General features: G+C 60.8%; 24 protein-coding genes and 3 tRNA genes. 12 read left to right on the top strand and 15 right to left on the bottom strand.

Annotated features, from left to right (window positions below; all coding sequences use genetic code 11):
* Positions 1-52 precede the first annotated feature (52 nt).
* Both DBIPINDM_RS37320 and DBIPINDM_RS37325 read left to right on the top strand, forming a co-directional pair.
* The gene (locus DBIPINDM_RS37320; protein WP_258583934.1) at positions 53-940 is read left to right on the top strand and encodes a DMT family transporter; all 888 of its coding nucleotides are present in this window, start codon (positions 53-55) and stop codon (positions 938-940) included.
* Positions 941-1,033: 93 nt separating this feature from the next.
* Complete coding sequence (locus DBIPINDM_RS37325) at positions 1,034-1,171, top strand: hypothetical protein (RefSeq protein ID WP_164548697.1); 138 nt, start codon at positions 1,034-1,036, stop codon at positions 1,169-1,171.
* A 61-nt stretch (positions 1,172-1,232) separates the two neighbouring features.
* Here the strand turns inward: DBIPINDM_RS37325 and DBIPINDM_RS37330 are convergent, their stop codons facing one another.
* Entirely contained in the window at positions 1,233-1,490 is a 258-nt protein-coding gene (locus DBIPINDM_RS37330) for a GlsB/YeaQ/YmgE family stress response membrane protein (RefSeq protein WP_027044956.1), read from the bottom strand.
* A 130-nt stretch (positions 1,491-1,620) separates the two neighbouring features.
* Here DBIPINDM_RS37330 and DBIPINDM_RS37335 point away from each other — a divergent pair, with 130 nt between their 5' ends.
* Positions 1,621-2,070: a YidB family protein gene (locus DBIPINDM_RS37335; protein ID WP_258583935.1), complete on the top strand. Its 450-nt coding sequence runs from the start codon at positions 1,621-1,623 to the stop codon at positions 2,068-2,070.
* Between the two features lie 275 nt (positions 2,071-2,345).
* On the opposite strand, the gene DBIPINDM_RS37340 is transcribed toward DBIPINDM_RS37335, so the two are convergent.
* The 4 genes from DBIPINDM_RS37340 to DBIPINDM_RS37355 form a co-directional block, all read right to left on the bottom strand.
* Positions 2,346-3,221 carry a hypothetical protein gene (locus DBIPINDM_RS37340; RefSeq protein WP_258583936.1) on the bottom strand — a complete coding sequence of 292 codons (876 nt, stop codon included), beginning with the start codon at positions 3,219-3,221 and terminating at the stop codon, positions 2,346-2,348.
* Between the two features lie 378 nt (positions 3,222-3,599).
* Entirely contained in the window at positions 3,600-4,484 is an 885-nt protein-coding gene (locus tag DBIPINDM_RS37345) for a hypothetical protein (protein ID WP_258583938.1), read from the bottom strand.
* 249 nt (positions 4,485-4,733) lie between these two features.
* A tRNA-Gly gene (locus tag DBIPINDM_RS37350) sits at positions 4,734-4,807 on the bottom strand.
* Positions 4,808-4,896: 89 nt separating this feature from the next.
* Positions 4,897-4,981, bottom strand: a tRNA-Tyr gene (locus tag DBIPINDM_RS37355).
* A gap of 198 nt (positions 4,982-5,179) precedes the next feature.
* Between DBIPINDM_RS37355 and DBIPINDM_RS37360 the strand changes: the two genes are divergently transcribed.
* Positions 5,180-6,040 (top strand): TrmH family RNA methyltransferase, encoded by an 861-nt coding sequence (locus tag DBIPINDM_RS37360; protein WP_258583939.1) that lies wholly within the window; start codon positions 5,180-5,182, stop codon positions 6,038-6,040.
* Between the two features lie 6 nt (positions 6,041-6,046).
* Positions 6,047-6,352 carry a hypothetical protein gene (locus DBIPINDM_RS37365; protein WP_258583940.1) on the top strand — a complete coding sequence of 102 codons (306 nt, stop codon included), beginning with the start codon at positions 6,047-6,049 and terminating at the stop codon, positions 6,350-6,352.
* A 105-nt stretch (positions 6,353-6,457) separates the two neighbouring features.
* Here DBIPINDM_RS37365 and DBIPINDM_RS37370 read toward each other — a convergent pair whose 3' ends face one another.
* The 3 genes from DBIPINDM_RS37370 to gcl all read right to left on the bottom strand — a co-directional run bounded on the left by DBIPINDM_RS37370 (position 6,458) and on the right by gcl (position 10,122).
* On the bottom strand, positions 6,458-7,375 hold the full coding sequence (locus tag DBIPINDM_RS37370) for a 2-hydroxy-3-oxopropionate reductase (RefSeq protein ID WP_258583941.1): 918 nt from the start codon (positions 7,373-7,375) through the stop codon (positions 6,458-6,460).
* A 157-nt stretch (positions 7,376-7,532) separates the two neighbouring features.
* Entirely contained in the window at positions 7,533-8,330 is a 798-nt protein-coding gene (gene otnI / locus DBIPINDM_RS37375) for a 2-oxo-tetronate isomerase (protein ID WP_258583942.1), read from the bottom strand.
* Between the two features lie 10 nt (positions 8,331-8,340).
* Positions 8,341-10,122 carry a glyoxylate carboligase gene (gcl, locus tag DBIPINDM_RS37380; protein ID WP_258583943.1) on the bottom strand — a complete coding sequence of 594 codons (1,782 nt, stop codon included), beginning with the start codon at positions 10,120-10,122 and terminating at the stop codon, positions 8,341-8,343.
* 214 nt (positions 10,123-10,336) lie between these two features.
* Here gcl and bhcR point away from each other — a divergent pair, with 214 nt between their 5' ends.
* On the top strand, positions 10,337-11,158 hold the full coding sequence (gene bhcR / locus DBIPINDM_RS37385) for an HTH-type transcriptional regulator BhcR (protein ID WP_258583944.1): 822 nt from the start codon (positions 10,337-10,339) through the stop codon (positions 11,156-11,158).
* Here bhcR and DBIPINDM_RS37390 read toward each other — a convergent pair whose 3' ends face one another.
* Positions 11,159-11,518 (bottom strand): hypothetical protein, encoded by a 360-nt coding sequence (locus DBIPINDM_RS37390; RefSeq protein WP_258583945.1) that lies wholly within the window; start codon positions 11,516-11,518, stop codon positions 11,159-11,161.
* Between the two features lie 294 nt (positions 11,519-11,812).
* Here DBIPINDM_RS37390 and DBIPINDM_RS37395 point away from each other — a divergent pair, with 294 nt between their 5' ends.
* Entirely contained in the window at positions 11,813-12,196 is a 384-nt protein-coding gene (locus tag DBIPINDM_RS37395; RefSeq protein WP_258583946.1) for a hypothetical protein, read from the top strand.
* Between the two features lie 74 nt (positions 12,197-12,270).
* Here the strand turns inward: DBIPINDM_RS37395 and DBIPINDM_RS37400 are convergent, their stop codons facing one another.
* The 3 genes from DBIPINDM_RS37400 to DBIPINDM_RS37410 all read right to left on the bottom strand — a co-directional run bounded on the left by DBIPINDM_RS37400 (position 12,271) and on the right by DBIPINDM_RS37410 (position 13,337).
* Positions 12,271-12,576, bottom strand: a complete 306-nt coding sequence (locus DBIPINDM_RS37400) for a BA14K family protein (protein ID WP_258583947.1) — start codon at positions 12,574-12,576, stop codon at positions 12,271-12,273.
* A 187-nt stretch (positions 12,577-12,763) separates the two neighbouring features.
* The gene (locus DBIPINDM_RS37405) at positions 12,764-12,964 is read right to left on the bottom strand and encodes a hypothetical protein (protein WP_258583949.1); all 201 of its coding nucleotides are present in this window, start codon (positions 12,962-12,964) and stop codon (positions 12,764-12,766) included.
* 205 nt (positions 12,965-13,169) lie between these two features.
* Entirely contained in the window at positions 13,170-13,337 is a 168-nt protein-coding gene (locus DBIPINDM_RS37410) for a hypothetical protein (protein WP_258583950.1), read from the bottom strand.
* 157 nt (positions 13,338-13,494) lie between these two features.
* Here DBIPINDM_RS37410 and DBIPINDM_RS37415 point away from each other — a divergent pair.
* Positions 13,495-13,570, top strand: a tRNA-Thr gene (locus tag DBIPINDM_RS37415).
* Positions 13,571-13,636: 66 nt separating this feature from the next.
* Here DBIPINDM_RS37415 and DBIPINDM_RS37420 read toward each other — a convergent pair.
* From DBIPINDM_RS37420 to DBIPINDM_RS37430, 3 genes are all read right to left on the bottom strand, one after another.
* Positions 13,637-14,206 carry a DUF2569 family protein gene (locus tag DBIPINDM_RS37420; RefSeq protein WP_258583951.1) on the bottom strand — a complete coding sequence of 190 codons (570 nt, stop codon included), beginning with the start codon at positions 14,204-14,206 and terminating at the stop codon, positions 13,637-13,639.
* 157 nt (positions 14,207-14,363) lie between these two features.
* A complete protein-coding gene (locus DBIPINDM_RS37425; RefSeq protein ID WP_258583952.1) occupies positions 14,364-14,822 on the bottom strand; it encodes a hypothetical protein in 459 nt (152 codons plus the stop codon).
* Positions 14,823-14,980: 158 nt separating this feature from the next.
* Positions 14,981-15,595: a TetR/AcrR family transcriptional regulator gene (locus DBIPINDM_RS37430; RefSeq protein ID WP_258583953.1), complete on the bottom strand. Its 615-nt coding sequence runs from the start codon at positions 15,593-15,595 to the stop codon at positions 14,981-14,983.
* 91 nt (positions 15,596-15,686) lie between these two features.
* On the opposite strand from DBIPINDM_RS37430, the gene DBIPINDM_RS37435 reads away from it, so the two are divergent.
* Genes DBIPINDM_RS37435 through DBIPINDM_RS37450 form a run of 4 tightly spaced genes read left to right on the top strand, consistent with a single transcriptional unit; the run spans position 15,687 to position 19,488 of the window.
* Positions 15,687-16,778 carry a polyamine ABC transporter substrate-binding protein gene (locus tag DBIPINDM_RS37435; RefSeq protein WP_258583954.1) on the top strand — a complete coding sequence of 364 codons (1,092 nt, stop codon included), beginning with the start codon at positions 15,687-15,689 and terminating at the stop codon, positions 16,776-16,778.
* Between the two features lie 13 nt (positions 16,779-16,791).
* The gene (locus tag DBIPINDM_RS37440; protein ID WP_258583955.1) at positions 16,792-17,643 is read left to right on the top strand and encodes an ABC transporter permease; all 852 of its coding nucleotides are present in this window, start codon (positions 16,792-16,794) and stop codon (positions 17,641-17,643) included.
* Between the two features lies 1 nt (position 17,644).
* Positions 17,645-18,427: an ABC transporter permease gene (locus DBIPINDM_RS37445; protein ID WP_258583956.1), complete on the top strand. Its 783-nt coding sequence runs from the start codon at positions 17,645-17,647 to the stop codon at positions 18,425-18,427.
* A complete protein-coding gene (locus tag DBIPINDM_RS37450) occupies positions 18,424-19,488 on the top strand; it encodes an ABC transporter ATP-binding protein (protein ID WP_258583957.1) in 1,065 nt (354 codons plus the stop codon). Before DBIPINDM_RS37445 ends, DBIPINDM_RS37450 begins: the two co-directional genes overlap by 4 nt.

Below are 19,488 nucleotides of genomic sequence, written 5' to 3' on the forward strand. Positions count from 1 at the left end.
GGCCAGTTGATGGCCCATTGCGGCGGCCATTGAGGTCTGATCTCCTGACCCCATGCATTTCATCCCTGCCTCGATCCGCGGCCCGCTGTTCATGATCGTCTCGACCGGGTCGTACCTGGTCAACGATACGATGATGAAACTCGCAACCGCAGGGCTGCCATCCTACGAAGTGCTGTTCCTGCGCGGTGTCGCGGCAACGCTCTGGGGCTTCCCGCTGCTGTTCCTGCTCGGCTACGGCAAACAGATCCCGCTGATCTTCGACAAACGCGTGCTGCGCCGGAACCTGCTCGAGCTGGCGGCGATCCTTTGTTACGTCGTGGCGCTCGCCAACATGCAGATCGCGGATTCGACAGCGCTCGGACAAATCACGCCGCTGCTGATGCTGGTCGGCTCCTCGATGCTGTTTGGCGAGCGTATCGGCGGCCAGCGCATGGCGCTGATCGGGCTCGGCTTCATCGGTGCGCTGATGGTGGCACAACCGACCATGCAAGGCATTTCCGTTTACGCGCTGCTGGCGCTCGGCAATGCCGGGCTGTCAGCCGCGCGCGACCTTGCCGGCAGGCGTGTCCCAGCAGAAGTGCCGGGGATGATCGTGGCGATTTCCGCCGTCGTGGTGGTGCTGATCGGCGCGGGTGCGGCGCATCTGGCGTCAGAGCGCTGGGTCATGCCCGAGGCACGCCACCTGCTGCTGATGGCCGGCGCCGGGTTTTTCCTGATCTTCGGCCACTTCTTCATCTTCATGGCCTATCGCGTCGGGCCGACCAGCGCGGTCGCGCCATTCTATTACTGCTTCACCGTCTGGGCGGTCATTTCTGGCCTGCTGGTGTTCGGCCAGTTCCCCAACACGCTGGCAGTCTGCGGCATCCTGCTGGTGGTGGGCAGCGGGCTGACGATCGTGTCGCTGGATCAGCGCAAGCGCAGGCTGACCGTGGTCGCGTAGCACCGGCACCTGAGCGTCTGTTTCTGCTGTTGCCGGGGCCAGATCGATCGTCTATTCGGCGAAGAGATGATCAATCAGCCAAGGGCGTTTCCCATGACCGATTTTGACCAGAACAAGAACTCCGACGCCGAGCACAAGGCCGCCATTCGCAAGTCGCTGGTCGGCTGGGCGGTGTTCATCGCTGGAACGCTGATCTTCTTCGCCGCGGCCGACGCAGTGTTGATGCCATAGGCAAGCCCGAAGCCGGTCTTGCCTCAGCAAAAATTCCAAACTTCAGATGATCGGCCGGCGCCTAAAGCGTCCGGCGTCCGCTGAACTGGTGGTAGGCCCACAGCACAACCACCGCACCAACCACCGCGACGATCAGGCTAGAGATGTTGAGACCGGTGACGCCCACACCAAAGATCTGGCTGCAGATCACGCCGCCGACAATGGCGCCGACGATGCCGAGCACGATATCCATGAGCAGGCCCTGGCCGGTCTTGTTGACGATCTTGCTGCCCAGGAAGCCGGCAATGGCGCCGAGAATGATCCAGCTGATGATACCCATTTTTTCCTCTCCATCCCCCGCCGACCCGACATTTTCATATGATTGTCAAAACCTCAAGCCAGCTTGAAATTCCGCCCGGATGCGCCATTGTCAGAGATGGGCAGGGCTTGGTTGAGATGGAGGATCCACTATGGGACTTTTTGACAACGCCGTTCCCGGCGGCAACATCACCAAACCGCTGATGATCGCGCTCGGCGCGCTGCTGGTCGGAAAGATGCTGAGCGGCAGAAGTGCCGAACAGCCGGATCAGCCTCAAGCGCCCGCGCCGGTCGAACCCACCGCCAGTGACGGCGGCCTGCTGGGCGGACTGGGCGGCCTGCTCGACAAGCTCAAGGATGCCGGCCACGGCAATGTCGCCGATTCCTGGGTCGGCACCGGGCAGAACCAGTCGATCAACGCCAACGATCTCGGCGCCGCGCTCGGGCCGCAGGTCATCCGCGAGATCGCTCAACGGACCGGGCTGGACGAGCAGGAACTGCTCAAGCAGTTGTCCACCGCCTTGCCGGGCATCGTGGATAAGCTGACCCCGAACGGCCAGGTACCACAGCAGCACCAGGTGGCTTCGGCGTTCAACAGCTGAGGCGCCGCGCCTTGATGCCATGAAGCGCTGCGCGCACGGTCGCGCAGCGTCTAGGCTTGCCGACGGTGGGTGAGAATCTGGAGCGGGTAGCGAACCCGCATATTCAGCTTGGATGTGCTCGCACCGGCGCTGCCGCGACAGCACCAACGAGGTCGACCACATGGTAAGCGTGGGCGCCGACCCTCATTTTCGGCTGTGGCCGAACCTGCGCCCGCTCTGCAAACCGCACGACGGTGGGCGTGCCGCCGGTGAGCACGGCGTTGCGCACAGTTCCCTTACCAGGGGATCGTTAAGGGTAGGCTCTGTTGAGTATCATATTCATCGATAGCAGCTGCTAGGTCTGCGACCATCTGCATGAAAACTTCCGCCAAGTCGGTTAGATAGCCTATCGTGATACCTTCCAATACGTTGCCAGTCGCGTCGCGCCCGTTTCGATGGACGCAATGATGGCGGTTCTGAACAGAGACAAGTATCCGGTCACGCTTCACCTTATCCGACGGCAATAGATGGTGGCCAATTGCCTTGAGAATTATTGCATGAAGAAACTCAAAGCGGTGGAATTGCGTCTGCCTGAGCTGCGCTATGACCGTGGCACGAACGAATCCCGGCTCTGAGGCCTTTATCAACGATACGTTCTGCTTTTTGAGCTCAGGGTGCTTTTCAACTATCGCGGCGGCGACAATCGCATATTCGGATGCGAGCTTGATGACAGCGTCCGATAGATAGGCTTCAAGGATGGAGAAGAGTTGGACGAGCAACATTCGGTTGATACCGGCTGTTCCGGTCGTCCGGTTCCCCATTCGTAGGAGGTTGAACCACTCGCCGATTGCAGCATCGAATATCTCTCTGGGATGAGGCTCCGGTTCCAAATCACCAAGCCAATCATCGTATGAGTAGTCCGGTGGTTCGATCTCGACTTTGGTTGAGGGGTCGTCGGTAAGGTAGGCTTCCCAGCCAGTAAGATGAGCCGTAACAGTTATAGGAATTTCGGATCCACAGGTTTTACATTCGATCTCGACTTCGCTGCTGACAATGGCGTCTGAAGTTGTTTCCGCAGTTAGGTCCGCCGACGGAACTTCGTCAAGCCACCCCTCCGCTGGCATTTTGCAGCTAGGGCATTTCACTGTTACGTGGAAATCGCCTTGAGCCATTGCCCAACCTTTTCTCACATCCTCTGAGTCATCGTCGGCTCAAGAGCCTAAAGCGTTAGCGGCACTATTTGTATCCGCACTGGCTCACGGTTGAAGGCTACCCCTCGAGGAAAGTTAAGCCAATGGCTGCCTCCTATCGCGACCGCGGCAACAGGAAATAGTGCGGCCGGATCGTTGCCAATACCTCACCAATGCCCGCTTAGGCAGGTGGTGCTGAAGCGCCACGCTGCCAAGGATCGGCTGCTCATGGCATCAGAATCAACTGGCCGACCCGATCAATGCGTCGTGTCACGTCAGGAAATACGCCAAGTCACATGCACAGACGAATATCAGGCGGCGTGTCAAGCGCCGCCAAGACGCACGCCAGCGTTCAGAGTCTCATTTTGGAAGAGTGACAGGCTTCTTTTTGCGACTGAACCAAATCTTGATCCACTGGCCGACTGTCGGACGGGGCTGAAACCCACTCAGCCATTGCTCATAATCCTGAATGTCGGGCATTAGCGCCTGGGCTTTTGGCGAGGAATAGTCAGCTTCGGCAATTCTGGGTAACCGCCAAAAAATGTGGTGGCGATATTTCCCGCGAACCCTGTTTCCATACGTATTTAAATCCTCGGAGAGGAGCTTAGAGAACATGATACAGTCGTTGCAGTAGCTTTCCATGGCAAAGAGCGTCTGCTTGTACTTCTCATCCGCTCCACCCTCGACCTTAACGCCAAGATAGCGGAACAACATCTCATCGTGGCCCATCTGCGGTCCTTCATACCATTTCGTCAGCATTTCGTTCCTAGCCGCGGTGGACGTATTGAAAGCGTCAATCGCCTTGTTGAGCTCTATGGTTAGCGCCAATGTCTTCGTACCGAGGGCGAGCTTTTCGAAGGCGATTGTCTCCAAGCGTTCGATTGGAACCTTAGTGATAGGCATTGTTTGTAGATCGGCTTGAAGCAGGAAACGCGGTAGGGTTGGGTCTGCCTTGGCTTTCTCCAGAAAAGATTCGAATCGTTTTTCGGTTTCGCGGAATCGAGCCAACAACTCAATCAAGTGCTGACTTTTCAGCGACATGAAGTTATTTCCGATTGTAAAACAGAGGGCTTGTCCTTCGTTCACAGCCCTCAATATCGCCATGATTTCCCGTCGTTGATCTCGACGAAATATCGCAACTTGCGCTCCCCATGCGCCAGCGAACGATGCCGCGACACCGACAACGGCTGTACTGAAATTACCGCTGGCATTTAGGTAGTGCCAAAGGCTGGTAAGCTGGCTCATTACCCCCCCCCCTAGGATTTCAGTCTGTCGAGATGCACCTTTGTGTGCTTTTGAACCACAATACGTGGCCCAATAGGTGGTACGCTAGCGGGCCGACAATTCCCCGAACTGCTTCCCGACGTTTTTGATTTCCGACATGTTCGGTGTAAACGAGCATCTAAAGCGCCAGAACAGCGCATTTCCGGGCTTTTCTGCGCCCACGGCGCACTTTCAAAGAAACTATTTAGTTAGAAATTTCAAAGAGATATCTGGAGCGGGTAGCGGGAATCGAACCCGCATATTCAGCTTGGAAGGCTGCTGCTCTACCACTGAGCTATACCCGCGCCTTGCACTGAAGTATCGGATTCACCCGAAAAGCGCCATGCACTTTTCGGCCCGATGCTTTTTCGTTTCAGGGCTTCCGGGCCGGCAGTGGTGGAGAGGGTTGGATTCGAACCAACGTAAGCTAAGCTAACGGATTTACAGTCCGTCCCCTTTAACCACTCGGGCACCTCTCCAGTCTGCCGCCGGAGCCATGCAACGAGGCATTCGCGCCAATTCGGACCCGAGTTGTGTCTTCTCCGAAACCAGCGAAGCGCCTTATGGCGGCAAGCCCATTGGGTGTCAACCGCGCAGGAAAGGTTTTTCGATGTTGTTCGCCGGCTGCGGCGACAGGGCATATCCTTGGCGGGAGGAGACGGCTATAGAAGCCGGCCATGAGCAACAATTCCAACACCCCGAAAGACACTCACTACGCCAAGCTGCGCCGCGCCTTTCGCGACGAGAAAAGCGGCGGCGCCCCGGCGTTCCGGCCGCGCCAACCTGTTCCGCCCGGCGAAAACGCAGCCGATGGCCTGGTGCGGCTCTATGGCCTGCACACGGTGCGGGCGGCACTCGACAATCCGCGCCGTCGGATCAAAAAAATGCTGGTGACGCGCAATGCGGCCGAGCGCCTTGAGATAGCCGATCTCGCCGCCCTGCCCTTCAAGGCGGAACTGGTCGAACCGAGAGACATCGACAAGATCACCGGCTCGGACGCCGTGCATCAGGGCGTGCTGATCGAGGCGGAGCCGCTGAAGCCCAAGCGCCTCGATACGCTGGGCGATACCAAGCTGGTGCTGGTGCTCGACCAGGTCACCGATCCGCACAATGTCGGTGCCATCCTGCGCTCGGCGGTCGCCTTCGGCGCCGGCGCGCTGATCACCACCGCGCGCCACAGCCCGCAGGAATCGGGCGTGCTGGCGAAGTCCGCCTCCGGCGCGCTGGAACATATCGACCAGATCGAGGTGAAGAACCTGGCCGACGCGCTCGGGCAGTTGCACGAGGCCGGCTTTCGCACAATCGGGCTTGATTCGGACGGCCCGGCCGAACTCGAAAAGAGCTTTGCCGGAGAAAAGATCGCGCTGGTGCTGGGGGCCGAAGGCAAGGGCCTGCGTCAGAAGACGCGCGAGACGGTGACGACGCTGGCACGGCTCGACATGCCGGGCGTCATCCGTTCGCTCAACGTGTCGAACGCCGCGGCGGTGAGCCTGTACGCGGCGCAAAGGTGGTTCGCGCACCACAGATCGGCCCTGTGAGTGCCCTTGGATTTTGCTGTCCTTGGCGCGAATGGCCATGTCGACCGATGTGTATCGATCGGCCCCTCAGCACATCATGAAATCATATCAATCGCGAGTGACAACGCGTTTGAATTCATACTGCAATTCCAAGATTTCTATGAAGATGCAACCGTTTCGATCGAATCCCTCCCATCATTGACCAAGCAAGTTGCGGAGCTTCAGCGGATTGAAGGAATTTCCGAAGAATCCAAAAGCTTTCTGACAAACTTGGCCGACCTCATCCGCTACGCGGTCGAGCAAAGTCGACCTATCGAGGCACTTGCGGACTAGCCGGCAGGCTGACGCGCCAAACGGGTCCCGGCGACAGACGCCGAAACCCGTTCTTCGACGGACAAGAGTTGGCGGCTTGGGAACGTTACGCCGCCCTCTCCCGACCTATGCCGCTTTGCCTTTGACGTCCGCCACCTCGCCACCGACCTCGAAATTCGCCATCCGCTCCAGCGCCCTGACCAGCGCCGAGTGATCCTCCTTGGCGCCACCATTGGCGGCGCAGGAATTGAACAGTTGCTGCGTGGTCGACGTGTTGGGCAGCGACACACCGAGTGCCTTGGCGCCCTCCAGCGCGAGGTTGAGGTCCTTCTGGTGCAGTTCGATGCGGAAGCCCGGCGCGAAGGTGCGCTTGACCATGCGCTCGCCATGCACTTCGAGAATGCGCGAGGCCGCCAGCCCGCCCATCAGCGCCTGCCTGACCTTGGCCGGGTCGGCACCGGCTTTCGAAGCAAAAACAAGGGCTTCGGCGACGGCTTCAATGGTCAGCGCGACGACGATCTGATTGGCGACCTTGGTGGTCTGGCCGACACCGTTCGGCCCGACCAGAGTGATGTTCTTGCCCATCTTCTCGAACACGGGTTTGGCGCGCTCGAACACCTTTTCCTCGCCGCCGACCATGATGGTCAACGATGCCGCCTTCGCACCAACCTCGCCGCCCGAAACCGGCGCGTCGAGGTAGTCGCAGCCGAGCTCATTGACCTTCTTGGCGAAGGTCTTGGTCTCGATCGGCGAGATCGAGCTCATGTCGATGACCAGCTTGCCCTTGGTCAGGCCGGAGGCAACTCCGTCGTCGCCGAACAGGACGTCGGCCACCTGTGGGGTGTCGGGCACCATGGTGATGATGATGTCGACGGCCTTGGCCACCGCGGCATGGCCAGCGACTGTTTTCAGGCCCTTGGCGATGAGATCGGCGGGTGGCTTGGAGCGGTGATCGCTGGCGATCACCTGATAGCCCGCATCCAGCAGATGCCCCGCCATCGGCGCGCCCATGATGCCGAGGCCGATGAAGCCTATGGTTTCCATTGTTTCTCTCCAAATGACTGTGTGAAACGCCCCCTCATCCGGCCCTTCGGGCCACCTTCTCCCCGAGGGGAGAAGAGGTCGCCGACGCTGGTGCCTGTCCCTTCTCCCCACCGGGGAGAAGGTGGCCGCGCAGCGGCCGGATGAGGGGCCTAAGGTGCTACGCCGCCGCGCTGCCCTGCCCGCTCAATTCCCGGAACCAGCCCAGCCCGGCCTCCGTCCCTGCCTTGGGCTTGTATTCCGCGCCGATCCAACCGGAATAGCCGATGCGGTCGATGTGGTCGTAGAGGAAGGGATAGTTGATCTCGCCCGTTCCCGGCTCGTGACGGCCGGGATTGTCCGCAAGCTGGATATGCGCGATGCGGCCGAGGTTTGCCTCGATTTTACGGGCGAGATCCCCCTCCATGATCTGCATGTGATAGATGTCGTATTGCAGGAACAGGTTTTTTGAGCCGACGCGGTCGATGATCGCCAGCGCCTGATCCGAGTAGTTGAGGAAGAAGCCCGGAATGTCGCGGGTGTTGATCGGCTCGATCAGCAGCTTGATGCCGGCCTGCTCCAGGTTTTCCGCCGCGAAGGCGAGGTTTTCGGCAAACACATCCTCAAGCACCTTGCGGTCGGCGCCGGCGGGCGCGATGCCGGCCAGGCAATTGACCTGCGGGCAGCCGAGCGCCTGCGCGTAGGTGATCGCCTTGGCGATACCCTGCCGAAACTCCGGCACACGATCCGGCAGCACGGCAATGCCGCGCTCGCCCTTGCCCCAGTCACCGGCCGGCAGATTGAACAGCACCTGCGTCAGGCCGTTCTTCTTCAGCCTCGCGGCCACTACCTCGGGCGCGTGGTCATAAGGGCCGATATATTCGACGCCCTTGAAGCCGGCGCGGGCAGCTGCGTCGAAGCGGTCGAGGAAATCATGCTCGCCAAAGAGCATCGACAGATTGGCTGAAAAACGCGGCATTCTTTTTCTCCTAATCGAGCATCACGATCGCGGTCGGCGCATCCTCATGGCTTTCGGCAAGGTCCTCGAATTCGGTGATCTTGTCGATCTCGGTACCCATCGAGATGTTGGTGATGCGCTCCAGGATGAATTCGAGCACGACCGGAACGCGATGTTCCTTCATCAGCCGTTGCGCCTGCTTGAAGGCGCCGGCGAACTCCTCCGGCTTGCGCACCCGGACCGCCTTGCAGCCCATCGCCTCGGCAACGGCGACATGGTCGACGCCATAGCCGGCCTCGGGATCGTCTGATCGGTTGATGTTTTCGAAGGCAAGGCTCACCTCATAATCCATCGAGAAGCCGCGTTGCGCCTGGCGGATCAGGCCGAGATAGGCGTTGTTCACGACGATGTGGATGTAAGGCAGCTTGTGCTGCGCGCCGACGGCCAGTTCCTCAATCATGAACTGGAAATCATAGTCGCCCGACAACGCCACGATGGTGCGGTCCGGATCGGCGGCGCGCACGCCGAGCGCCGCCGGCAAGGTCCAGCCGAGCGGGCCGGCCTGGCCGCAATTGATCCAGTTGCGCGGCTTATAGACATGCAGGAACTGTGCTCCGGCGATCTGCGACAGGCCGATCGTGGTGACATAGGTGACGTCGCGGCCGAACGCCTTGTTCATTTCCTCATAGACGCGCTGCGGCTTCAGCGGCACCTGGTCGAAATGCGTCTTGCGCTTCATCGTCTTCTTGCGGCCCTGGCATTCCTTCGCCCAGCCCGACCAGTCGCGCAGCTTTCCGGCCGTCTTCCACTCGGTGGCGACGTCGAGCAGTATCTTGAGCGCCGCACCCGCATCCGAAACGACGCCGAGATCCGGCGCGAAGACCCGGCCGATCTGCGTCGGCTCGATGTCGACATGGATGAACTTTTTACCCTTGGTGTAGACGTCGACCGAGCCGGTGTGGCGGTTGGCCCAGCGGTTGCCGATGCCGAAGACGAAGTCGGCCTCGAGCATCGTCGCATTGCCATAGCGGTGCGAGGTCTGCAGCCCGCACATGCCGGCCATCAGCCGGTGATCGTCAGGGATCGCGCCCCAGCCCATCAGCGTCGGGATGACCGGCACGCCTGATATCTCCGCGAACTCGATCAGCAGGTCCGATGCATCGGCATTGATGATGCCGCCGCCGGCGACGATCAGCGGCCTTTCCGCCGCATTGAGCATTGTCAGCGCCTTTTCGGCCTGAGCGCGGGTCATGGCCGGTTTGAATGGCGCCAGCGGCTCATAGGCATCGATATCGAACTCGATCTCGGCCAGTTGCACGTCGACCGGCAAGTCGATCAGCACGGGTCCCGGCCGCGAAGAGCGCATCAGATGAAATGCCTTCTGCAGCGCCATCGGCACGAGATAAGGCTCCATGACGGTGACCGCCCATTTGGCGACCGGTGCGGCGATGGCGGCGATGTCGACGGCCTGGAAATCCTCCTTGTTCAGCCGTGCACGCGGCGCCTGGCCGGTGATGCACAGGATCGGAATGGAATCGGCCGCCGCCGAATACAGCCCGGTGATCATGTCGGTGCCGGCCGGCCCGGACGTGCCGATGCACAGGCCGATATTGCCTGATTTGGCGCGGGTATAGCCTTCGGCCATGTGCGAGGCACCCTCGACGTGGCGGGCCAGCACATGGCGGATCGTGCCCCTCGCCTTCAGCGCCGAATAGAGCGGATTGATCGCCGCGCCCGGCACGCCGAAGGCGCAGGAAATGCCTTCCTTTTCGAGAACGAGAACCGCCGCATCGACAGCGCGCATCCTGGCCATTTTTCCGCCCTCCACAGGGTTTGTCATTGTTGGATAGCTGAGGATGTCAGCAAGCCGGCTATTTTTCAATTTTTTCAGAATATTTTTTCATTTCTAGAAAACGACGCCTGAGCTCTGATTTTATTGGGTTTTCTGTTTTCCAAGAATTTGCCTCTCCATTCGAGTGAAAAACTTTTTCATTGCTTGTTCAGCGAAATCGGCAAGAATGGCATCCATGGAAACCGTCGAAAAACGCCAGCGTGGCCGGCCCCGCGCCTTCAACGGGCCATCCGAGGCCAATTCGGTGCAGTCGCTCGACCGGGCGTTGCGCATCCTGGCCATTGTCGCGGAGGGCAGCGGCCTGTCGCTGAGCGAGATTGCAGCGCAGAGCGGCCTTGCCGCCTCCACCGCCTACCGCATGCTGACGACGCTGCAAAACCACGGCATGGTCGAATTCGACACATCAGACCAGTTGTGGTCGATCGGCGTCGAGACCTATCGTATGGGCGCGGCGTTCCTGCGCCGGCGCAAGCTTGTCGACCGCGCCCGCATCGTCATGCAGGAGCTGATGGAAAGAACCGGCGAGACCGCCAATCTCGGCGTCGCCGAGGATGACTGCGTGGTGTTTGTCAGCCAGGTCGAGACGCACCAGGCGATCCGCGCCTTCTTCCGGCCGGGCACGCGCAGCCCTTTCCATGCTTCGGGCATCGGCAAGGCGGTGCTGGCGCATCTCGAACCGGAGCGCGTCGGCACCATTCTGCGCAAGGCCGGCCTGCAGCGCTTCACCGACAAGACGCTGTCCGAGATCCCTGCCCTTGCCCACGATCTGGCTGTCATCAAGCAGCGCGGCTGGTCGGTCGATGACGAGGAGCGGCACCCCGGCATGCGCTGCGTGGCCGCCGCCATCTTCAACGAATTCGGCGAGCCGATCGGCGGCGTTTCGGTGTCGGGGCCGACGGTGCGGGTCACGCCGGAGCGGCTGGCCGAGATCGGGCCGATGGTGCGCAGTGCCGCGGCCGAGGTGACCAGGATGATCGGCGGCGTGCAAGCCGGATGATCAGCCTGCCCCGGGCAGCGCGCTCTTCGTAGCGATATCGAAGAAATCGAGCAGGATAGCCAGGCCGACGCCACAGGCGGTGAAGATGAGGCCGGCGATGAAGATGCGGTTGGCGCGTTCGTAGACGCGCCGCTGCAGGGATTTTATGTCGAGCAGCAGTGACAGCGCCCGCATCTGCAAGGCGATGCCGGCCAGGATCGGCAGGACGGCGACAAGATGGTAGCTCTGCCACGGGATCGGGTTGGCGGCCCAATGGGTGATGAAGCCCAACGAAAACGCCAGCAGGATGCCGACAGTGGTGACGGTGCCGTTGCGGAAAACCGTCTCGATCAGGTCTTCCCTGGGATCCTGCTCGTCCAAGCCACCCTCCCTCAGCCGGCCATCGGGATAGACTAGAGCAATTCCAGGAAAAGTGTGAACGGTTTTCCCGGGAAAAGCGCATAGCGCTTTCCCTTGGGAATTGCGTCAAAACAAGGACTTAGAGCGGATCGCCGTTTCCGTGAAACGGTGAACAGCTCTAGACGCTGCGAAAATCGCTGTATAGCGCCCGCTAGATGGGGTCTCGCCGTCTTGCAGTGGCGTTCGAATGCATGCGAAAGGGCGCGGATGCGGAAAACGGTTCAGCTTTTGCTTGTCGCTTCGCTTTGCGGATGCGTGGCGACGACACCTCAACCCGATGCCGGGGACCAACGCGTCAATCCCATTCCGTTCTCGCTCGCGCTGGAGGAGATCGTCACGAGCGGTATCCGCCAGCACCTGCCGGATCCGGCGTCCGCCAGGTTCGGGACGGTTCTCGCCGGCGAGCGAACGCCGAGCGGCCGCCGGGAAATCGTGGTCTGCGGCACCGTCAGCGCCAAGACCTCATCAGGGGTGTATGGCGGTGACAAGGCGTTTGTTGCTAAGGTCTACCCGGATGCCGGAAGCAGCTTCGAACTCGTCGCGATGAGCGACACTTCGGAAACGAGGCATATCGTCGGCAGCACCTGCAGCGCCGCCGGATTGCCGATCGCCGATCCCAGCCCGAAGACGCAACTGTAAGTCTCTGTGAAAAAAAGCAAAAAGGGGCCCGCGTGAGCCCCTTTTTCTGTTGCTGAAACAATCCTCCTCCCCTCTCAGAGCCGGCAGTAGTGGCTGTAGCCGTCGCGACCGATGTAGGTGTCGGAGTCCGGATCGTAGCTCGAGTAGCGATCGAGGCAGCGGCGGACGTGCCAGGAACCGCCGTCTTCGTCGACATAGACGGTGCGCGGCGGCTGCTGGGCGAGCAGGCTGCCAAGGACAAACCCGCCGACGCCGGCGGCGATGCCGATGCCGAGGTCGTGGTGATGCGAATGGGCCGCCGAAGGCTGAACGGTGCCGACAAGCGTGGTGGCGGCGACGGTGGTGGCGATGAGGCCGGAAACGAGTGTGCGCTTGAACATGATGATCTCCTTGCTTCGTTGACCGAGGCGATCCATCCGCCTCTTGATCATCTGTCGTCGCGGTACCGAAAAAGGTTCGAAGCTTTTTGATCTTTTTTTGCGGAGATGCGGTCGTTCCTGCCTGTGGGCCACGGGGAATGCAAAAAGGGCGGCCGAGGCCGCCCTTCGAACACGGCAGGCCTTGGCATCAAAAGATGATAACCACCCCGTCATGGTGGTGATGATGGTGATGGTGGTGGTGATGCCACCAGTAGTCGCCATAGTCGTCGTCGTAGTGATGATGGTGATGATGCATTCCGTAAGCTGACGACGTCTGAACCGTGGCAGCTAGCGCGCCTGTGGCAACGAAAATGGCGACGAGAGCGGAAGTAAGCGTGCGCTTGAACATGATAATCTCCTGGATCCTTGACCGAGACGACCATTCGCCTCTGGAGATCAGTCGGCGCGGCATGTCGAAAGGTTCGAAAGGTCGAGGAGTTTTTTCTGCGGCACGGGAGGACGGATGAGTAGTGAGTAGTGAGTAGTGAGTAGTGAATGGCGGATCACAGGGGCCCGGCCAACCACCCACTACTGACTACTACTCACTTACCCGTTCACCCCATGCCCGTGACATGCCGAAGCCAGAAGGCCAGCGCGATGAAGCCGATGATCGTGGTCACGCCGGTCCAGTCGACATTGGCCTTCTTCACATCGCTGATGAGCTTCACCAGCAGCATCCAGGCGAAGACCACGAGGGGGAGAATGATGACAAGCCTGATCATGCGACACTCCAGTCCGAAGCGATTGCACCTGGCTGTTATGTAGGAAGCGCGCTCGCGGATTTCAGCATGGGCCGGCGGCGGCGTCATCCACCGCTGGGGTAACCGAAAACGGAGTTTTGTCTTTACTGGCGCACGAAATATGCTACCGGAGCGCCGTGCCCTTGTAGCTCAGCTGGTAGAGCAGCGGTTTTGTAAACCGAAGGTCGGCGGTTCGATCCCGTCCGGGGGCACCAGTTCTGACCAACAATCTGTCAAGAGCCTTAAGCCCTTCCGAGCGCGACCATGAGCGCCGATATCCCCTATGAAGCGCTCGCGATCTGGGTAGATACGTTCGTCCTGATGAACGTATTCCTCACCCTGACTGACCTATAGACATAAGCAGCCCAGATGCCGGTCCCCACAAACGAGGCTATGGGTGCCACCAGCGCATCGCCTGCGAGCACTTGGTTCACCGGAACGTCCAGAATTGACGCAATCCAGATCGTGTCCAGGATGAACACGACCGGAATCGCAAACCACTGGCACAGAAACAATTGCGGGAAGCGGCGGCTTCGCCGCAGCATCGCAACGAGCACAACCAGCTGAAGCGCCAGAAATGCCAGATTGAGGATAAGCTCGCCATACACCGCCAGAGGCCCATTTGAGACGGTCATGAGCTGCTGGTAGCCTTCAACGGAATTGGCCAGGTCGGCGAGTGTGCGCAGCGGCGACAATGTCTGACCGATCGCCAGCAACAGCAGCCAGCCGCCGAAGCCGACAAGAGCCTCGGGTTTCTGTGACGGCTTCGCGGCCGATCGAACAGCAAAGAAAACAGGCACGCCGATCACCAGCAGCAAGATCGCCCAATGCCAGATGGAAAACGATCCCATCTACCCCTCCCCCTTTTTTATGCCCTTCCAAGTTGTATCAGATTTCAAATTCAACTCAAGAGGTGAGACTCGCATGAAACGACGTCTCATGCCGAAGTGGCGATTTCTCCTGCCTGCTCCTGACTCCTTCACACTCCGATAGCCGCCACGAGACGTCCTAGTTCGGACATTTCTCGAAAAAAACTGATCGTTGGATTTCCGGCAGGCCTTCGAACCGGACCCGAACCACCTCGATTCTTGCTCCAACCTTCTGAAAGACGAGATGCATATCGTCGTAGTCGTGTTGGGATGCTGTTTTGCCATCTGATCGGGTGACCGTCACGGGGTGGAGGCCTATCCCGATTTCGTCGCTGGCAACGAGTGCCGATTCAGTGACTTGATCGACAGTGGTAACCAATACACCGCCGTGCTTGTCGAGGATGGTCGCCGTCGCCTCTCCGCCAGACGGTGCTGCGAAAGTAACTCTATCCATCGTCGGCTGAGAAGATTCCCTGCTGCAATCCGACGACCACGCTCCCATGAGGCCAAATTGCTTCATAGGCCCCTCAATGTCGCCGCCAAATGCTGGAGCGGAAACCATACCGGATGCCAAGAGAACCCCGAAAAAGCTGCGCATTGCCCCTCCTACACGCTATCCCCATGCCGCATGCGTAAGCTGGGCACTGAACTTAGGCGCCTCTATGACCCGACTCTGGAGTGATTTTCACACAGGTTGCGCCAAAGACATCTGTCAACCGCCCAGCCGATCCGGCCCATCGCCTTGCCGCAATCCCGTCACACCCCGATCGCCGCCACCAGCATCCGGTTCTGCCTGCGTATCGCCGCGCGCAGCTCCGGGATCCTCGCCTCGTCGCGCTTCACGAATTCGATGAACATCATGTTCATGTTGTTGAAGATCAGTTCGCCCAGCGCCGTCCCGTCGATGTCCTGGCGCACCAGGCCAATCTCCTGCAGCCGGGCGATCAGCGCGCGGATCTGTTCGGTGAGTGAGCGGTCGAGCGCGGTGTAGGCCTGGCCGAACGGGCTGTCGGGCAATTGCGTCGAGATCGCCATCGCCTGCCGCCACATCTCCTTGCTGAGATAGTGCAGCGAGTGCTCGATATAGATGCCGATCAGCGTGTCCAGCGCATCGCCGACATTGGCCGGCGGCCTGGCGACGACGCCTCGCCCGGCATTGAGCACCTCGTTGACCTCCAGCGAGACGATGGCGCCGAGGATGTCGCCCTTGTTCTCATAATAATTGTAGATGGTGCCGATCGACACTTCCGCCTGCGCGGCGATCGCCTCGATCTTGGCGCCCTCATAGCCGGCCTCGCGGAAAAGCGCTGCCGCCGCCTCGATGATGCGCCTGTGCCGGTCCGCCTTTTGCCTTGCCCGCAATCCGCTCATAGCAGCCTCTTGCCATAAAAACAGAATTGACTCAATTTTAGAATTGGTTCAACTTTTTGCAAGAAGCCACAAAGGCAAGGGAGAACACTCGATGTCCGTCAAATCCGCATCCGGGAATCCGCTTTCCACCCTGAAGCGCCATCTGCACGCCGCTTGCGCCGCCACGGCACTGCTGCTTGGCGCCGGCAGCCTCGCCGAGGCCGCCGATCTCAATGCGCTGATCTGGTGCGACCATTCCGATCCGGCGCTGCTGCAGCCCTTCGAGGAGGCCAACAACGTCAAGGTCAATGTCAAGGAGTTCGAGGGCACCGGCGCTGGGCTGGCCATCGTCGAGCAATCACAGCCCGGCGACTGGGACGTGATGGTGATCGACAGCATCGACGTGCCACGCGGCGTCGAAAAGGGTCTGTTCCAGCCGCTGCCGGAAGACAAGCTGCCCTTCTCCGACCTCTTCCCGCAAGTGAAGATGGACGGCTCCACCATTGTCGGCGGCAAGCGCTACGGCATCACCGAAAAGTTCGGCTACAACACGATCGGCTTCAACAAGACCAAGGTCGATCCGGCCGACATGCAATCCTTGGCGTCGCTGACCAGCGACAAGTACAAGGGCAAGGTCGCCATCTACGACTATTACCTGCCGGTCATCGGCATGGCGGCGCTCGCCATCGGCAAGAAGACGGCGGATCTGACAGAAGCCGACCTGCCCGCCCTCAAGGACGAGCTGCTCAAGATGAAGGCCAACGCCAAGCTGGTCGGCGAGGTGACCGCCAGTCAGACGGCGCTAGCGACCGGCGAGGTCGACATTCTGGTCGGCGGCGGCGAATGGGTGACGGCGGGGCTGGCCAAGGAAAACCCTGCCCTCGACTTCTCCATTCCCAAGGAAGGCGCGGTGCTGTGGTCGCAGTCGCTGGCCATGTTCAAGGATTCCAAGAACAAGGATCTGGCGCTGAAATTCATCCAGTACATTATGAGCCCGGAAGGCCAGGCGCGGCTTGCGACCTCCTCCTGCTATTGGGGCATGCCGGCGAACACCAAGGCCGCACTGACCGACGATCAGAAGAAGGTCCTGCGTTTCGACGAGCAGCCGGGCTTCCTGGCCCGCGCCCAGGCCTATCCGGCGCCGAATGCCGATCTCGACAAGAAGATGCAGGACATGTGGACCGAAATGCTGCAGGCGAAGTGATCGGTAGCCGCTCGTGAGCTCAACCAGGAACAGCAGGGCGGGCCGTGCCCTGCCCTGGGCGCTGGTCACGCCGGCGCTCGGCTGGACGCTGCTGTTCTTCGTGCTACCGTTCATCGCCATGGGGTTTTCGAGCCTCACAGCGCATGAGGGCGGCGGCTTCACGCTGACCAATTACAGCCAGTTCTTCACCAACCCCTCCTACTGGCAGGCGATGGTGAACTCGTTGGAAGTCACGGCAACCGTCACCGTGGTCTCGGTGCTGCTTGCCTATCCCTTTGCCTGGATCCTCGCCGAACAGGTGCCGGAACGCTGGCAGCGGCTGGCGCTGATGCTAGCCGTGCTGCCGTTCTGGACGTCCTATGTCGTGCGCTCTTACTCCTGGCTGCTGGTGCTGGCGCAGAACGGCGTCATCAACCGCGCGCTGACCGGTTCCGGCCTGATCGCCGAGCCGCTGCAGCTCGCCAATACACGCTTCGCCACGGTCACCGGCTTCGTGCATTTCTTCGTCATGCTGCTGACGCTGACCATCTTCGCCAACCTCAAGCAGCTCAGCCCGAGCTACCGCAAGGCGGCCGCCGATCTCGGCGCCGGGCCGGTGCGCACCTTCCTGCATGTCGTTCTGCCGCTGACCCTGCCCGGCATCATGGTCGGCGCCTTCCTGACCTTCGTGCTGTGCATCGGCGACTACATCACGCCGCAGATCCTTGGCGGCAACAACGAGCTTCTGATGCCGCAGCTGGTGATGATGCAGATCGGCCGGCGCGGCGATTTTCCGCTGGCCTCGGCGCTGTCGATCATCCTGATGGCGGTGGTCACGGTCGCCTACCTCGCCTGCGCGCGCTGGCTGAAGATCGAGCGGGCCTGAGATGCGCCAGTTGGTCCGTGTCGCTTCCTGGGTCTATGCGCTTGCCGTCTACGGCTTCATCTTCCTGCCGGTGGTGGTGCTGGTGCTGTTTTCGCTCCAGGCGACCTCCTTCCCCATTCCGCCCTTCACCGGCCCTTCGCTGCGTTGGTACGATGCTGTACTCTCGGATGTCAGGCTGACTTCGGCGTTGGTCAATTCGCTGTTGGTGGCGTCAATCTCCTCAGCCACCGCCGTCACGCTCGGCTTCCTCTCCGCTTGGGGCTTTGCGCGCTTCGTGCTGCCGGGCTCGGGCCTGCTGCGTGGGCTGATCACATTACCCCTGACGGTCAGCTATCTCATCATCGGCATGGGGCTGCTGGTGCTGTTCAACTGGGCCGGCGTGCCGAAATCGCTGCTTGCCGCCGGCATCGGCCACGTTGTGATCAACCTGCCGCTGTGCTTCGCCATCATCTACAGCCAGATGGGCGACCACCAGATCAACATCGAGCGCGCCGCGCGCGATCTCGGCGCACCGGAATGGAAGGTGCTGCTCTTGATCACCGTGCCGGTCATGGCACCCGCCATCTTCGCTGGCTTCTTCCTGTCGATGACCTTCTCCTGGGACGAATTCGTGATCTCCTTCCTGCTGACCCGCTTCGACACCACGCTGCCGGTGGAAATCTGGAACCTGCTGCGCTCCGGCCTCAACCCCAAGACCAACGCGGTCGGCTCGCTGGTCTTCGCCGTCTCCATCGTGCTGGTCGTGCTGTTCGAACTGACATTGCTGCGCAGGAGAAAACCATGACCGCGCCTCTGGTCGATATCCGCGCTGTCTCGCACCGTTTCGGACAGCTGGCGGTGCTGAAGAACGTCTCGCTGCGGATCGAGCCGGGCAGCTACACGATCCTGCTCGGGCCGTCGGGGTCCGGCAAGACGACGCTGCTGTCCATTCTCGGCGGCTTCGTCACCCCAAGCGAAGGCAAGGTGTTCATCCGCGGCGAGGACTGCACCGCGGTGCCGCCGGCGAAGCGCCCGACGACGACCGTGTTCCAGGACTATGCGCTGTTTCCGCATATGAGCGTCGGCGGCAATGTCGGCTTTGGGCTCCGCATGCAAGGCGTCGATGGCGCGACACGCGCCGCCCGGGCGCGCGAGGCGCTAGCGCTGGTCGGGCTGGCTGCCGCCTTCGACAAAAAGCCGCACCAGCTTTCCGGCGGCCAGCGGCAGCGCGTGGCGCTGGCGCGTGCACTGGTGATCGAGCCGGCGGTGCTTTTGCTGGACGAGCCGCTCGGCGCGCTCGACCTCAAATTGCGCCGGCAGATGCAGGACAAGCTGAAGGCGATCCAGAAGCGCGTCGGCACCGCCTTCATCCATGTCACCCACGACCAGGAAGAAGCGATGGCGCTGGCCGACCATTGCGTGGTGATGAATGACGGCCGCATCGAGGACGAAGGACCGCCCGAACGCGTCTATGCCAGGCCGGCGACGCGCTTTTCGGCGACCTTCATGGGCGAAAGCACCATCCTTGCCGGCAAGGTCACGCAGGCCAAGGACAGGACAAGCACCGTCTCGACGCCGGCCGGAGCGGTTTTTGTGCCCAGCGCATTGCCGGTGGGCTCGGCTGTTGCACTGGCCATACGGCCGGAGCACCTCCTCCTCGGCGGGGTCGCCGGCACCGCAAGTCTCGGCATGGCAAAAGTGAGCGACGTCGTCTTCCAGGGCAGTTTCAAGCGCGTGCTTGCCGTCTCCGTCGAAGACGCCTCGCTGCAGTTCATCGCCAAGCTGCCCGCGTCAGCCACCGTCCAGCCCGGCGACACGGTTGCCGTTTCGTGCGATACCGACCAGATCATCGTTTTGACGGACTGA

The organism is Mesorhizobium sp. AR02 (assembly GCF_024746835.1).
Lineage (GTDB): Bacteria > Pseudomonadota > Alphaproteobacteria > Rhizobiales > Rhizobiaceae > Mesorhizobium.